The sequence below is a fragment of the Arthrobacter sp. MAHUQ-56 genome (assembly GCF_019710585.1).
Lineage (GTDB): Bacteria > Actinomycetota > Actinomycetes > Actinomycetales > Micrococcaceae > Arthrobacter.
Genome location: NZ_JAIFZQ010000022.1, coordinates 17003 through 30183 on the forward strand (window position 1 = coordinate 17003; position 13181 = coordinate 30183).

The 13181-nt window shown below is 63.5% G+C and carries 12 protein-coding genes and 1 pseudogene; 9 read left to right on the plus strand and 4 right to left on the minus strand.

Annotated features, from left to right (window positions below; translation table 11 throughout):
* Positions 1 to 214: 214 nt before the first annotated feature.
* The 4 genes from K4G53_RS18815 (at position 215) to K4G53_RS18830 (ending at position 5142) form a co-directional block, all read left to right on the plus strand.
* The gene (locus K4G53_RS18815) at positions 215 to 490 is read left to right on the plus strand and encodes a hypothetical protein (protein WP_260323847.1); all 276 of its coding nucleotides are present in this window, start codon (positions 215 to 217) and stop codon (positions 488 to 490) included.
* Positions 491 to 583: 93 nt separating this feature from the next.
* Positions 584 to 1429, plus strand: coding sequence for a polyphosphate--glucose phosphotransferase (gene ppgK, locus K4G53_RS18820; RefSeq protein WP_221387212.1), 846 nt, complete (start codon positions 584 to 586; stop codon positions 1427 to 1429).
* A gap of 714 nt (positions 1430 to 2143) precedes the next feature.
* Positions 2144 to 3841: an amidohydrolase gene (locus K4G53_RS18825; protein WP_221387213.1), complete on the plus strand. Its 1698-nt coding sequence runs from the start codon at positions 2144 to 2146 to the stop codon at positions 3839 to 3841.
* Between the two features lie 107 nt (positions 3842 to 3948).
* Positions 3949 to 5142 carry an MFS transporter gene (locus K4G53_RS18830; protein ID WP_221387214.1) on the plus strand — a complete coding sequence of 398 codons (1194 nt, stop codon included), beginning with the start codon at positions 3949 to 3951 and terminating at the stop codon, positions 5140 to 5142.
* Between the two features lie 69 nt (positions 5143 to 5211).
* Here K4G53_RS18830 and K4G53_RS18835 read toward each other — a convergent pair whose 3' ends face one another.
* The 4 genes from K4G53_RS18835 to K4G53_RS18850 all read right to left on the minus strand — a co-directional run bounded on the left by K4G53_RS18835 (position 5212) and on the right by K4G53_RS18850 (position 9870).
* On the minus strand, positions 5212 to 5946 hold the full coding sequence (locus K4G53_RS18835; RefSeq protein WP_308287927.1) for a DUF2071 domain-containing protein: 735 nt from the start codon (positions 5944 to 5946) through the stop codon (positions 5212 to 5214).
* 271 nt (positions 5947 to 6217) lie between these two features.
* Positions 6218 to 7735, minus strand: coding sequence for a carboxyl transferase domain-containing protein (locus K4G53_RS18840; protein ID WP_221387215.1), 1518 nt, complete (start codon positions 7733 to 7735; stop codon positions 6218 to 6220).
* Between the two features lies 1 nt (position 7736).
* The gene (locus K4G53_RS18845; RefSeq protein ID WP_221387216.1) at positions 7737 to 8960 is read right to left on the minus strand and encodes a CaiB/BaiF CoA-transferase family protein; all 1224 of its coding nucleotides are present in this window, start codon (positions 8958 to 8960) and stop codon (positions 7737 to 7739) included.
* A 19-nt stretch (positions 8961 to 8979) separates the two neighbouring features.
* A complete protein-coding gene (locus tag K4G53_RS18850) occupies positions 8980 to 9870 on the minus strand; it encodes a fumarylacetoacetate hydrolase family protein (RefSeq protein ID WP_221387217.1) in 891 nt (296 codons plus the stop codon).
* A 75-nt stretch (positions 9871 to 9945) separates the two neighbouring features.
* Between K4G53_RS18850 and K4G53_RS18855 the strand changes: the two genes are divergently transcribed.
* From K4G53_RS18855 to K4G53_RS18870, 5 genes and pseudogenes are all read left to right on the plus strand, one after another.
* Positions 9946 to 10695 (plus strand): FadR/GntR family transcriptional regulator, encoded by a 750-nt coding sequence (locus K4G53_RS18855; protein ID WP_221387218.1) that lies wholly within the window; start codon positions 9946 to 9948, stop codon positions 10693 to 10695.
* A 22-nt stretch (positions 10696 to 10717) separates the two neighbouring features.
* Complete coding sequence (locus tag K4G53_RS18860; RefSeq protein ID WP_221387219.1) at positions 10718 to 11977, plus strand: DUF3500 domain-containing protein; 1260 nt, start codon at positions 10718 to 10720, stop codon at positions 11975 to 11977.
* The gene (locus tag K4G53_RS18865; RefSeq protein WP_221387220.1) at positions 11974 to 12375 is read left to right on the plus strand and encodes a nuclear transport factor 2 family protein; all 402 of its coding nucleotides are present in this window, start codon (positions 11974 to 11976) and stop codon (positions 12373 to 12375) included. The genes K4G53_RS18860 and K4G53_RS18865 overlap by 4 nt, the downstream gene beginning before the upstream one ends.
* 28 nt (positions 12376 to 12403) lie before the next feature.
* Positions 12404 to 12568: pseudogene (locus tag K4G53_RS21575) on the plus strand (helix-turn-helix domain-containing protein); the annotation flags it as partial.
* A gap of 42 nt (positions 12569 to 12610) precedes the next feature.
* Complete coding sequence (locus tag K4G53_RS18870) at positions 12611 to 13168, plus strand: IclR family transcriptional regulator (RefSeq protein ID WP_260323849.1); 558 nt, start codon at positions 12611 to 12613, stop codon at positions 13166 to 13168.
* The last annotated feature ends 13 nt before the right edge of the window (positions 13169 to 13181 follow it).

Consider the following 13181-nt stretch of genomic DNA (forward strand, 5'->3'; position numbering starts at 1 on the left):
ACATTCACCCTAAGAAGAACGAGGCCAATCAAACGCCCGGGCGCGCCCCCTGAGCATGAATCACCAGTGGCCGCCAGGCACATATTCGCACGGGAATGCCTCAGCAGTCCGGCCCTGCCGTACAGGACCGAAGACCCGGAGAACGGGTGTACCCCTTGAGATCTATCGGCTTCACCCATTCATCAGGGCTTGTTTCAACACCCAAGGAGGACTCATGTCTGAGCATGTCCATCCACAAGTCAATCCAGACGGCACCATACTCGTGCAAGATCCGCCCCAGGGCCACACCACGCTGTTGGTATCCCTGGATTTTACGACGGACGATCCCGTCACACGGGACAACCAGCTCAGTAAAGCCGTCGACCAGCTAATACCTGCCGCGCTGGAGCGCCGGCACGGAATACTCGTAACGCAACGAAGCTGGGACAGGTACACCATCCAAGTTGATCCCGGCGTGCCCTGCGGCAACATCCACGAAAAGCGATGCTGAATGCGGTTCCGAACATAAGCCACCACCCCAGGGAACCTGTCCGCGGGCTCCCTTCCCCCCGCCTGTCGACCATTGACACGAACGGAAATCGCATTGGACGGAAACCTGGAACGGAATTCTGCGCTGATCGGCATTGATATCGGTGGCACCGGGATTAAAGGAGCCATCGTCAATCCAGCCACCGGGGCACTTCTCTGTGAACCCATCCGCATACCGACACCGCGCCCCGCCACGCCCGACGCCGTCGCCGCGGCGGTGGCACTGATCGAGGAGGAACTTTCGACATTCCCCGGTTGCCCGAAAGCCGGGTCCCCTCTAGGTGTGACATTTCCCGGCATCATTCAACACGGTATTGTGCGCTCGGCTGCCAACGTCGACAAGACTTGGCTCGAGACGCATATCGATGCGCTCCTAACCGCCCGGCTGGACCGGCCCGTAAAGGTCATGAACGATGCTGATGCCGCCGGTCTTGCAGAAGCACGTTACGGCGCCGGTGAAGGCGTGTCAGGCAGCGTGCTGGTGATCACCCTGGGGACCGGAATTGGCTCGGCCTTCATCTTCGATGGCAAACTCGTCCCGAATGCGGAACTGGGCCACCTGGAAATTGACGGATTCGACGCCGAGACGAAAGCTTCCGCTGTGGCCCGTGAGCGGGACCGCCTGTCGTGGGCGGACTACGGCGTGAAGCTGCAAAGATACTTCTCCCACCTGGAGTTCCTGTTCTCCCCGGAGCTCTTCATTGTTGGCGGCGGCATCTCGATAAGAACCGACGAATACCTCCCCAGCCTGAAGCTCCGCACACCTATCGTTCCCGCGGTCTTCCGTAACGAAGCAGGCATAGTGGGCGCAGCGCTGCACATGAGCCAAATGCACAACACGGCCGGCTATCACCGTCCGCGATCCATGGAAACCCCGGTCAGAAAGGCGGCTCTCAGATAACCATGAGAATCGGACTTCTTACCAGCGGCGGCGACTGCCCCGGTCTGAACGCGGTGATTCGGGGGGCCGCTACACAGCCGCGCCCAACAAGGTTTCTCGAGATTTACTCACCGCCGAGCTTCCGTGGACCGGTGGGGGCCCGGCCTGCCCAACTTGCGGGTGCCGGTCTGCCGTCCTCCTCTGGCACAGGACAATCGACGCGACGGCTTGAATCGGCGTCAGAATTGCGCGAAATTGCGTTTTCTTGACGGCGACTCAATGCTCCTCTTAGATCCCACCCTGACAGTGAAGGGGCAGGAAACCGAAGACGGGCAGACCGCGAATTATCTAAGAAGTCCCGAAAATTCGCGGCTTAATGGAAATCGCATGGCGAAGGGCCGGCGGTGTCGCCTCGAGCGGCTCGGGAGGTATTTGAGAACAAGACCAAAGCCCGCCGGTAAACGATTCCTTCCTGGTCAGGCGGCCCTGACGTCAGGTTGGGGTGTACCTGACCTGGTCAGTTTGGCCACGAGCGTGATGCCCCACTGGCACCAGCTGTGCTTGTTGGTCGTTTGGCGTTTTCAATGATGGCATCGGGGATGCCTTCTGTCTCGCGTGGCCATCTTGTGCGAGCGGCATGCAGGAATCTGCAAGAGCTGTGCACGGATAGTCAAAATCCCAGGAAACCGCACACTCTAGTGTTGTCCCATCAACTCACCGCAAGGGACTGGTGCTATGAACAATCAGGCTGATCTTCTTTTGATCAACGGCGTTATCGACACCTTGGACTCTGCGCATGCCCGGGTGGCGACATTGGCTGTCGAAGGCGGAAAGGTGCACTCTGTAGGTGTGGCTGCTGAGGCCGCCGCCGGTCCGGAGACTACCATTATCGACCTTGGCCGCCGCTATGTGATGCCGAGCCTGCTGGATGTGCACAACCACCACATGATTGCTGGCCAAATGGACTTGTTTGAACTGAACGAGCCCCCTACCAAGACACTCACGGAGCTGCTTAGCGCTGTCGCAGAACAGGCGAAACGTCTGGCGCAGGACGAGTGGGTGGTCGGCGGAAGCTGGGGTTCGGGGCTGTTGGCCGAACTGAATTCTGCGGACGCACTTGCCCGCTTTGACGCCGCCACCGGTGGACGGCCAGCTCTGTTGAAGGATGACAGCAAGCACAACCGGTGGGCTAACTCCCGTGCGCTGGAACTGGCCGGTATCAGCGATGGAACACCCGATCCCGAAGGCGGTCAAATCATGCGGGATGGTTCGGGTCGCGTTACGGGTGTTCTGATCGAGGCCGGAGGCGTCTTGGTGGAACGAGCCTTGGCCCGGCTACGGCCAACATCCACGAAGGATCTCGCGCGAGCGGCCGCGCGCGGAATTGAGATCCTCCACTCCTACGGGGTGACAGGATTCCAGGATGCCGCAGCCTCCCTCCAGCTAATGCAGGCGCTGAAGGAACTCGACGACGCGGGCAATCTGCACGCCTGGGTGGTTACCTCCATGCAGGCCAACGACTTCATCTTCGGCACCACCCCCCTTGGTGAGGGCATCATCGCCCACCGGGACGAATTGCGGTCCGAACATCACCGCCCGGATTTCATCAAGATCTTCCTGGACGGCGTCCCCCCGGCAGGAACCGCCGCCTTCATCGAGCCATACCTTTCAGGCGTCGGCTTCCCCGAGTGTCACTGCGGCGGCACCACCATGCCCCCGGAGGAGCTTGAGCGGTGGCTGATGAGCACGGCTGAACGCGGCATCTCCGCCAAAATCCACTGCACCGGAGACGCATCGGTCCGGCTCGTGCTGGATACCGTCGCTAAAGTCCGCCGTGCCGGACACACGGAACCGAAATACCACATCGCCCATGGCCAGTTCATCCATGAGCAGGACATCGATCGTTTCGCCGAGTTGGACGTCACCGCTGACATTTCCCCTTCCCTGTGGTTTCCCGGGGTCATTGCTGAAGCCATCGCCACAGTACTTCCCGCCGACAGGGCCTCAAAGATGCAGCCCAACCGATCCCTGCTCGACACCGGCGCCCGCATTGCCGGGGGCTCGGACTGGCCTGTCAGCGTGTCCCCCAACGCTTGGGAAGGCATTTACGGGCTCGTGACCCGCAAGGACCCGACCGGACAATTCCCCGGTACGCTGTGGCCTGAGCAGGCCATCACCCTCCCAGAAGCCATCAGGATCTACACCACCAATTGCGCCGAAGCTATGGGCGTGGACGACGTCACAGGATCCCTGTCGCCAGGAAAATCAGCAGACTTCATTGTCCTCAGCGACAATCCGCACGAAATTAACATCGAGGACGTTCCGCGCATAACCACGCAGCAGACCTGGTTCGCCGGCCGCAAAGTCTTCGATGCAAAGCTCTCGGAACGCACCGGGGGCGCGCCCGAACGACTTGCCCCGCAGCGAGTCTGACCGCTTCATCTACCCCAGCTCTGAAGCTTCCGGACCGCAGGCACCATTACCCCCTCCCCTCTGACGGCGGCACCGCGCCGCTTCGTCCTGCCCGAAAGAACATGACCATGACCACTGCCATAAAAGCCTCTCCGGGGATCAACGCCTCCGACAGGGGAACGTACACGTATATCGCCGTTTTCAGCGCTGTCCTTTATACCGTGCTGCTAATCGCCCCGGTGATCGCGGGCAAACTGATCCAACAGTTCGGCCTAAGCCCGGTCCAGGTCGGGACGCTCTTTTCGCTGGAACTTGGCGCCTTCAGCCTGGCAACAGTGCCGGCATATCTGTGGCTCCGCCGGATCAACCTGAGAACAGCAAGCTACATTTTCACTGCCGTCGTCATCGCAGGGAACGTCGTTTCAGGATTTTTGGACGATTTCGGCCTCCTGATCGTGGCCCGGGGAGTGACCAGCCTCGCGGCCGGCTCTATCACCGTGATCATCCTGACCCTCAGCGGAAAGACATCGAACCCCAGCCGCGCGTTCGGAATTTTCGTCGTATTCCAGTTGGCCATGGGCGCCCTGATCTTGGCTGTCTTCCCATCATTGTTCGCCGGTGCAGGTGTGGCAGCGATCTACTGGACCCTCGCCGGTCTGGCTGTGTTGTGCCTCCTCGTGGTCAACCGGATCGACGGGGAAGTACTGCGATCATCCTCCCCCGTCGCAGCGTCAACTCCTTCGCGGGTGCCGATCTCCAAGGCAGCCGCCGGAATGGCCGCCGTCCTGCTCTTCTATGTAGCACTAAGCGGCGTCTGGTCATTCATGGCCCAGATCTCCGCCGGCTCCGGAATTGACCTTTCCGCCAGTAGCCTCATCCTTTCCCTGGCCACCGTAGCCGGGATTCTGTCAGCCGTCACGGCGACGGCCCTCGGAGACACTCCGCGACGGAGGATCTACCTGATCGCTGGCTACGTAGGCATGGCACTCAGCATCGCATTGCTTTTTGGCTCACCGGCCCTTATTCGCTTTGCCATCGCTGCGGTGATCTTCAAGTTCGCTTGGACTTTCATCCTGCCCTACCTGCTGTCCACACTGTCCGACCTCTCAAACGGCGGACACCTCATGAACACCACTAATCTGATGATCGGTAGCGGCTTCTCCATCGGTCCCATCGCCAGCGGGGCGATGCTCCAGTCGGGCGCGGGTTCATTCACCGGCATGCTCGCCTTCGCCCTAACGGGCGTTTTAGCGTCATGCGCACTCGTCATGGTCGCACAGCGCCGAACGCAGGCGAACGTAGCGCCCGCCTCGGAGGGCTGATACCTCGCGGAGGGGACGAGTTTCTGTCGGCCTCTCAGTGGAAGAATCCCGAAACAACGCTTCGGTGGCCTAAGTGCTGGCCCCAGCATGTTCGGTGCCAACCTGCATACTGACAGACGCACAAACTCCCGCCCCACGCAGTAGGTCCCCCGCCATTTTCGTTCGCCGGTAATTGGGATCGCCAGGGTCAGTCCAGAACCTGGCGGGGCAGCCCGAACTGTGTGCGGACACCGGGGGAATACAACACTGAGTCGGTGGGCGGTGGATTGTGATCCGGCGGCGCTGACCAGTGCGTCTTCCAAGGGGGCATCCGCAGCGTAATACGGTGGCCAGGGCCCGGTGGGCGATGGGCAGGTAAAAGACCCGCCATTCCAAACGGGACATGATCGCGGGAGGCGCCGCGCATCGTCGTGGGGCGGCAATGGGACCGCAAGTACGGCCCTCCGCGGCGCGGGCGGCCAGCACGAACGCGAGCGTGTCGGCGTCCAAAGACCGGAACACCACCCCGTGGCGCCCCGCAGCGTCACGGGAATACAGCCGAACATTGACCTTGGTGAACGTTCCGGCATACGGAACACCCAGTCCAGGCCCCGGATAGGTGCCCGGAACACGGAAACCGATCAGGCCGACCCGGCATACACGTGGCTCCACGCCCCGCGGCATGCAGGGACGCGCTACTGCCAGGGAAATGCTCCAGTGAAGGAATATCACATCAGCCCATGGCTGATGCACCGGCAGCGGCAAAAATCGACGGTCTCCGCTGAGGTCACCTGTCTGGGCGTCAGTATCCGTGCCCCATAGCACTCACAAAACCTGCTGCGACTGGCCCATGTACGCATGCACTCATCGTGCGCGGTTACGCCGCTGGCGGCAAGAGCAGAAGCCGATCCAGATGGTGTAACCGCCACGTGGGCTGCCCGTGATCGCCCCAGCCCAGGAGGAAGAAATTGCTTGGGCGCTGCCGCCAAGATCAGGCTCTCAAGGCGCCAAGTCCCTTCCCTGACGGACGCCGGGTCAGGTCCTGCGTGCCACGTGGAGGTGTGCCTTTGCCCTATGTGGCAGGTCCATCAAGCAGCTAGCTGCCGAGGTTCCGGTACTTGCGTGCCCGCGAGGCCACGAGCTGGGGAACCGGCACGACGGCAACTGACGCGAGTTCGTACTCGATGGCGTGCGCCATTCGGGCGCAGAATTCCCGCGGTTCCAGGGAGGCGTCGTCACGTTCATCGACGATGTGGTCCACGAGCCCATTGGCGTACAGTGACGCCACGTTCACGCCCTGCGCCTGGGCCATCGCCGGGGCGAAGTCGGTGGTGCGGTGGACGATGGCGCTGGCGCCTTCGGGCGGCAGGGGGGACAGCCAGCTGTGCTGAGCGGCGATGGTCCGGTCCGCTGGCAGGAGCGCCAGCGCCGCTCCTCCAGCGCCCTGACCCAGCAGGACTGAAACAGACGGCGATTCCAGCCCGATCAGTTCGTGCAGTGAGCGGGCGATTTCGCCGGCTAGGCCGCCTTCTTCCGCTTCCTGGGAAAGCGCCGCCCCGGCGGTGTCGATGATAGTGAGCAGCGGCAGGCGCAGTTCCTCCGCGAGCTTGGCGCCGCGTCTGGCCTCCCGCAAGGAACCGGGCCCCATGCCGATCGCGCCCTTTCGCAGCGGCCGAGCGTGGCCCAGGACTATGCAGGACTGGGTTCCGAAACGCGCCAGGGCCAGCAGCAGCCCGGGATCCTTCTCGCCCTGCCCCGTCCCGTTCAGCGGAAGGGCGTCCGTGGCACCGTACTTGAGGAGCTGACGGAGGTCGGGACGCTTTGGCTGGCGGGAGATTTCGATGGAGGTCCAGGCATCGACGTCAGCGGGCCGGACTGCCAGCGTCGCTGGCGCTTCCGGCCATGCAGCTGCCCCGGAAGCCCGGCGGGGCATGAGGATGTCCAGTGCCCTGCCCACCAGCGCGGCCAGGTCGCCGTGTCCCACCACGCCGTCGATCAGACCTTTGTTAAACAAGTTTTCGGCTACCTGGACGTTGTCCGGGAACGCTTCGCCTTGCAGTGCCTCGTAGACCCGCGGGCCTAGGAAGCCCAGCAGCGAGCCCGGTTCGGCCACGTTGATGTGGCCGAGGGAACCCCAGGAGGCCATCACGCCGCCAGTGGTGGGATGGCGCAAGTAGACCAGGTAGGGCAGGCCGGCCTGCCGGTGCGCCCGGACGGCTGCGGTGATCTTGACCATCGAAAGGAAGGCCAAGGTGCCTTCCTGCATGCGGGTTCCGCCGGAGGCAGTGCCAGCCAAAAGGGGCAGGCCTTCGGCCGTGGCGCGCTCCACCGCGGCCACGATGCGTTCCGCAGCTGCGTGGCCGATGGATCCGGCCAGGAAGGAGAATTCGCTGACGATTAGCGCCACGCGGCGGCCGCGGATCAGGCCGGCGCCGCTTAGCACGGACTCGTCGGTGCCGCTGCGACCCCGCGCCTTGGCAAGGTCCCCGGTGTACTCTTCGGTCAGGTCGGGCTGCTTCGGCTCGGCGTCCCAGGAGACGAACGAGCCTTCGTCCACCACGGTGTCCAGAAGTTCTGCGGCGCTGAGGTGCCGCACCTTTTCCGTCGCCGGCATGCTATTTCGCCCCCGCGGCGGCGGCAGTACGGGCGGCCGCGGGGCCGAGCCACTCCCGGATGGATCCGCCGTCGGCATTGAGCAGCGGCGGCGCAGTGTGATCTCTGACCGTGGTTTCCGCTGTGTCGCCGGGCGCAAAGAACCGCAGCGGCGGGCCGGGCAGACTGACCGTGCCGAGCAGCGGGTGGTCCACGTCGACGACGAGGCCCTGGGAGGCGACCTGTTCCCAGGCGTAGACCTCGTCAAGCGAGCGGACCTTCCCGGCCGGGATCCCGGCGTCGTTCAGCTTTTCCAGCAGTTCCTCCGCGCCGTAGTCCGCGAAGGCGCGTTCGACGGCGGCGATCACCTCCGCGCGGTTCCGCACCCGTTCGGCGTTGCTGGCGAAGCCCGGGGCGGCTGGGTCCAGGCGGAAGGCGTCGGCGAAGGAGGCCCACAGTTTTTCGCTGCCGACGCTGATCTGGACGCTACCGTCCTTGCAGTTGAACAGTCCGTAGGGGGCGATGGAGGGGTGGTGGTTGCCTTGGGCCTGCGGGACTTCGCCGGCAATGGTAGTGCGGGTGCCTTGGAATGCGTGGACACCGATCAGCGACGCCAACAGGGACGTGCGGACCACCTTGCCGCGGCCCGAACGGACACGTTCAATCAGCGCCGCGAGTACACCAGTGGCCCCGTTCATGCCGGCCAGCAGATCGGCGATAGGGACGCCCACCCGCTGGGGATCGTCGGGGCCGGAGCCGGTGAGGGACATCAGGCCCGCCTCGCCCTGGAGGATCTGGTCGTAGCCGCTGCGCTGGGACTCGGGCCCGTCGTGGCCGAAGCCGGTGATGGAGAGGATGACCAGGCGCTGGTTGAGTTCGTGCATGGCTGCAGTGGAGAAGCCCAACCGGTCCATGACGCCGGGCCGGAAGTTCTCGATCACCACATCCGCGCGCTCCAGCAGACCACGGAGCACGGCCTGCCCGTCGCCGCTCTTCAGGTCCAGGCTGATGGATTCCTTGTTGCGGTTGCAGGACATGAAATAGGTGGACTGCAGGTCGTCCTCGGGGCCGACGAAGGGCGGGCCCCAGCCGCGGGTGTCGTCACCCGTTCCGGGGTTTTCCACCTTGATAACGCGGGCGCCGAGGTCTGCCAGCATCATGCCGGCGTGCGGGCCGGCCAGGGCACGGCTCAGGTCGATGACCGTGTGCCCGGCAAGCGGGCCTTGGGGATGGTCGGCTCTGCTCAATGTGCTGGTTCCTTAACTTCTAGCGAGATGCTGGGAGGGGCAGGGCTTGCACTTCTCGGGCACGGGCATGCCGGGCTTCATTGCTAACAATGGAGTTGCGCAGCGTTCCGATTTTTTCGACTACAACCTCGACTACATCTCCGGGTTGGAGGAGCCATTGGGGTGTGCGGGCGTAGCCGACCCCCGACGGGGTGCCCGTGGCGAGCAGGTCACCGGGGCGAAGCGTGAAGGTCTTGGAGATGTGCGCCAGCGTCTCGCCAACGGTGTAAACCATCTCGGCGGTGTTCCCGTCCTGCACGATCTCACCGTTCACGCGAGTCTGCACCTGAAGGCCATCGCGGAGATCGCCGACTTCCGCGGCCGGGACCATCGGCCCGACAGGGCCGGACAGATCAGCGTTCTTACCCAGAATCCACTGGGATGTAAGCTTCTGTGCCCGGCGGGCAGTGAGGTCGTTAAAGACCGAGTATCCGACGACCGAGGCAAGAGCCTCATCGGAGGTAGCGTCCACGAGTGTCTCACCGACCCAGGCCACAATTTCCCCCTCCCAATCCAGGCCATCTTCTCCGGTCGGGACCGGCACGGCCGCCCCGTCAACGGTCAATGACTGCGACCACCGGGCGAAGAGGGTCGGATACTCGGGAAGTTCCTGATCCTTGAACGAACCCTCGGCCACATGCTTGAGGTAGTTCAGCCCGATGCAGATCACCCTCGCACCAGGTAGTACGGGCGGGACGAACTCAACACTGCCCACGGGCAGCGATTCCTCTGAGGCGGCCGATGCCAGATGCCGGGCCGGTTCGGCCCAGAACTGCTCAAGTCCTGCCAGGACGGACACTGTCTGCCCGTCCTCGGAAAGCGCTGCGACCTCGACGTCACCGGCGCTGCGGCGAATACCAACAATTTTCATGAGTTTCCCTTCATCCTTCGACTATCCTGTCGAAAAGAGCTAAAACATTCGCACCTTTTATGCTTCAATAGGAGCATGACACAGTTCCCTGGCGACGTACAGCCTCCTGTTCAGGATTCCGGGACAGCTCCCGCCCCCATGGATTCGGGCCTGAAGCTGGCCGCGCCGCGTTCGCGGGCCGAGCACCTCGCCGCCGCGCTGGAAGAGCGCATTCGTAACCGCGCACTTGAACCGGGAGCCCTGGTGGGAACCCTCCCCTCGCTGCGGGAAGAGACCGGATATGCCCGGGCCACGGTCAGCGAAGCCGTCCGGCTGCTGCGCGAGCGGGGAGTTCTGGAGATCCGCCCCGGCCGGACCGGAGGCCTGTTCGTTACCGAACCCAGTCCTGTTGTGCGCCTGCGCCATACGCTGCTGACAGTAGGGGAACAGCCCTCGGCGGTCATGGACGCCATTGAACTGCGGGATCACCTTGAGGGGCTGATCGACATCGGCGCCGCGCGGTGCCGCACCCCCGATGACGTCGCTGAGCTGCGCGAACTGGTGCGCAGGATGGAAAACTCCACGGACTGGGACGGCTTCATGCGGGCCAACTGGGCCCTGCATGAGCGGATCGCCGCGATCTGTCCCAACGCCATGGCGCGGGCCGTATACATCGGAACTCTCGGACACCTGTCGTCAACTGCTTCGTCACGCTTCGACGAGGACGAAGCAGCAGCCGCCGCGTACCGGGCGGACCGTCTGCGCGTTCACGCCGAACTCGTCGAGGCGATCGCCAAGGGGGACCTGGCCGCGGTCTGGCACGCCGTCACCAAACACAACAACTAATCCGAGCACGAAGGAGTGCACCATGAGCACCGCAGAATTCCGCCAGTACCTCTTCCCCGAAGGCCATCGCCGCATCGAGGAAGTCAAAGGTCTCGACGCCTACGCCTACCGCCAGGCGGCCCGGAAAGAGGGAACCTTCACCGGCGAACTCATTAAAGGCTGGACCCCGCTGTACCTGAACGAATTCCGTGGCGTCACAGAAAACGGCACCCTGCGGCAAGGGCTGTTCCCCTTCGAACCAGCACTGCCCGGTGAGCATGCTCCCGTCACAGCCATGGTCGCGGCGGCCGAGGCGCTGCTGGCCACAGTCACCGCTGAAGACCGCGAAAAGCTCACCTACCCGGTAGACGCCACCGAATGGCAGACCTGGGCCAATCCTGAATTCATGCAGTTCGACACCGGACTCAGGCTTGAATTCCAGCCCAGACGGGTCCGGGAAAAGGCGCTGGCCCTGGTGGAGGCGTCGCTGAGCCCCGAAGGCTACCAACTGGCGCGCGGCATGATGCTGATCAACGGGTTCCTGGGCGAGGTCGTCGGCCTCGAAAGCGTCCTGAACGAGTTCAGCTACAACTTCGCCATGTACGGGACGCCGGACCTGACCGCACCCTGGGGATGGCAGCTCTACGGACACCACTGCGCGGTCAACTGCCTCGTGGTCGACGGCCGCATGTCCCTAAGCCCGGTCTTCTTTGGAGCCGAACCCAATGAGATCGACGCCGGCCCGCACACGGGCGTCTCCGCCTTCGAAGAGCGCATCAAGCTCGGCACGGACCTCATGGCAGCCCTCTCGGCCGACCAGCGAGCCGCCGCAATAACTTACGAACAGATGGTCGATCCCGCCATGCCGGAAGGACGGGTGCACCCCGGAGACGAGAGGCACCTCGCCGGTGCCTTCCAGGACAACCGGGTCATCCCCTTCGAAGGCATCAAGGTAGCAGACCTCCCCGCCCCAGCTCAGGAGATCGCACTCTCGATCGTCAAACAGTTCGTGCTTCCGCTGCCAGCCGGACCCCGCGCGGCACGGATGCGGGAAGTCCGCGAGCACTTGGACGAGACCTGGTTCTCCTGGATCGGCGGCCACGAACCGGGCGATGTCTTCTATTACCGCATCCAGTCACCGGTGATCATCGTCGAACTGGACCACCACTGCGGCGTCTTCCTTAATTACAGAACACCCAAACAGTTCCATGTCCACACCGTCCTGCGAACCCCGCACGGCAACGACTACGGCCGGTCCTGGGTACGTCAGTGGCAGGCGGCACATTCGGAACTGGCCCGATGAGCAGTCCCGCGGCCGAGGCCAGACACCGGATCGCGAATCTGCTGCACACCTACGTCGCCATCGCGGACCGAAAAGATGTCAACGCCGTCGTGGACCTGCTTGGCAGAGCCAATGTGCAGTTTCCGACGGCAGAGTCCTCTAATCCAGTCGCCGCAAGGGAACTGTTCACCAGACTATGGAGCGCGCCCGAAGGGCACCGGCACGACGTCAGCAACCTGATCGTGCACCCGGGCCCGGAGGATGGGCAGTGGCTGGCCACCGCCCATTACACCCGCTGGCTGCTGGCCGGTGACGCCCCGCTGCTGCATACGCTGGGCGCGTATCAGCTCCTGGTCAACGACGGAGACTGGTCTATTCAGCTGCTGAAGGTCAACCGTGTCTGGACGGCTGGAAGCTGAGGGGTAAAGATGATCCGGTGATGAACCCGTGACGACCCTTTCCCGCGTCAGCCTGGTCCTGGACGCCCTCGCCGAAAGTCGGGGGCGTCTTAGCCTGTCTGAACTTGCCGTCCGCACAGGTCTTCCACGTTCCTCCGTGCACCGGACCATCCAGGATCTGGAGGAAGAGCTTTACGTCGTCAGGACCCCGGGAAGGCCAGGCTATGCTTTGGGCCCAGGGATACTGAAATTCGGGATGGCCGGTCACCTTCATCTGCTCAGCGCCAACCGAGGCAGGCTTGTCTCCTTGGCGCGGGCCACGAATGAAAACGCCGAACTGGCCATTTTCAACGGCCGCGAAGTCGTCATCGTGGACCAGGTCGCCTCTCCGGCAAGGCTCAGGGGCGTCACGAAGGTCGGCAAGAGCTTTTCCCTTCATGCCAGCTGCATCGGCAAGGCCCTGCTCGCGGCACTTCCGCCGGCCCGCGCCGATGAGCTCCTTTCCCCCGAACTTGAAAGGTTCACGGACACCACCATCACCGAAAGGCCGGAGCTGCAGGCCGAACTGGACGTCATTCGTAGGGTTCAGGTCGCCGTCGATATCGAAGAACACGACCGCGGCATCTGCGCCCTTGCCACAGCGATGACCGGCCCGACCGGTGCGCTGCAGGCGATCGCCATCGTCATGCCGACGGCGCGGTTCGCGGCCAAAAGCACGGCAGCACTGGATGGTTTGACAGTGCTGAATCCTGCCATTGATGTGGTGGGTGCGAGGGAGCATTTAGAGCAAAAGAAGCGGGCCGGACTCGGCTGAGTCCGGCCCGCTT